The sequence below is a fragment of the Pseudomonas sp. HMWF006 genome (assembly GCF_003061205.1).
In the GTDB taxonomy this organism is placed as follows: Bacteria; Pseudomonadota; Gammaproteobacteria; order Pseudomonadales; family Pseudomonadaceae; genus Aquipseudomonas; species Aquipseudomonas monsensis.
Genome location: NZ_QAIU01000636.1, coordinates 14606 through 16234, shown reverse-complemented (window position 1 = coordinate 16234; position 1629 = coordinate 14606). Strand labels below are relative to the sequence as shown.

Below are 1629 nucleotides of genomic sequence, written 5' to 3'. Positions count from 1 at the left end.
CCTTAATTCCTATCGGTTCAGTGCTGGCCTTGCCCAACCTGCCGGGCAAATGGTGAAAAGTCAATCTATCCCCGACGTCATGCTTTTTTTGCCAAGTCATTGATGCAGGAACGAATTTCTGTGTCTACGCTGAGGTTGGATCCAACGTGTCTGTGAGTCTATCCTTTATTTTTTTTCAATGAGGTGCCCATGAGTCAGGCGTTTCTCCCCTTCTCTCGTCCGAGTATCGGCGATGAGGAAATAGCCGCTGTAGAGCAGGTGTTGCGCTCGGGCTGGATCACGACAGGGCCGAAAAACCAGGCACTCGAAGAGCAATTTGCGCAGTACGTCGGTTGCCGCCATGCGGTGGCCCTGTCTTCGGCAACTGGCGGGATGCACATTGCCCTGCTGGCCCTGGGCATTGGGCCGGGCGACGAAGTCATCACCCCGTCGCAGACCTGGGTCTCGACCGCCAACATGATTTCCCTGCTCGGCGCCAAACCGGTGTTCGTCGATGTCGACCGCGACACGCTGATGACCGACGCTGCGCGCATCGAAGCGGCCATCACCCCGCGGACCAAGGCAATCATCCCGGTGCATTACGCCGGCGCCGCGTTCGATCTGGATCCGCTGTATGCCTTGGCCGACAAGCACGGCATCGCAGTCATCGAAGACGCTGCGCATGCCGCCGGCACCCGCTACAAGGGGCGTCACGTCGGTTCGCAAGGCACAGCGATTTTCTCCTTCCACGCGATCAAGAACATGACCTGTGCCGAAGGCGCAATGTTCGTCACCGACGACGAAGCCCTGGCCAGCCGCGTGCGCATGCTCAAATTCCACGGCCTGGGCGTCGATGCCTATGACCGCCTGACCGGTGGCCGCAAGCCGCAGGCACAAGTGATGGAGCCGGGCTTCAAGTACAACCTGGCCGACATCAATGCCGCGATTGCCCTGGTGCAATTGCAACGTCTGGACGAAATCAACGCCCGCCGTACCGAACTGGCCAGCGCCTATCTGCAAAAATTCGAGGGCCTGCCGGTACAGCCATTGGCCCTGCCCGGCTATGCCCAGCAACACGCCTGGCACCTGTTCATCCTGCGCATCGACAGCGAGCGCTGCGGCATGGACCGCGAAACCTTCATGAAAGGCTTGCAGGATCAGGGCATCGGCACCGGTATTCACTTCATTGCCACCCACCTGCACACCTGGTATCGCCAGCGTGACCCTGACCTGTATCTGCCTAACACCGAATGGAACTCGGCGCGACTCTGCTCGATTCCGTTGTTCCCGGACATGACCGATCAAGACCTTGATCGTGTCGTCGGTGCCATCGCCACCCTTTTGGACAAACGCCCGTGAAACCCTATCCAATCCGATGTGTGTCGATCGTTATCCCGGTCTACAACGAACAGGACAGCCTGCCGGAACTGCTGCGCCGCACCGAAGCGGCGTGCCGGATGCTGCATCATGAATTTGAAATCGTCCTGGTGGACGACGGCAGTCGCGACGACTCCGCCCAGTTGCTTGAAGAAGCGGCGACCCGCGTAGACAGCCCGTTCGTGGCGGTCATTCTCAACCGCAACTATGGCCAGCACGCGGCGATCATGGCCGGCTTCGAGCAGTGCAAGGGCGATGTCGTGATCACGATCG

General features: G+C 59.7%; 2 protein-coding genes. Both read left to right on the top strand.

The window, feature by feature from the left end:
* Positions 1-189: 189 nt before the first annotated feature.
* Positions 190-1338 carry a UDP-4-amino-4-deoxy-L-arabinose aminotransferase gene (gene arnB, locus DBR24_RS29515; protein WP_128616461.1) on the top strand — a complete coding sequence of 383 codons (1149 nt, stop codon included), beginning with the start codon at positions 190-192 and terminating at the stop codon, positions 1336-1338.
* Positions 1335-1629: glycosyltransferase (locus DBR24_RS34380; protein WP_256591970.1), on the top strand; the 295-nt coding region annotated here is incomplete at its 3' end. The genes arnB and DBR24_RS34380, both read left to right, overlap by 4 nt.

Bases quoted from the DNA above. Each gene is read 5' to 3' on its own strand.
- arnB (WP_128616461.1), top strand. From the start codon at position 190: ATGAGTCAGGCGTTTCTCCCCTTCTCTCGTCCGAGTATCGGCGATGAG.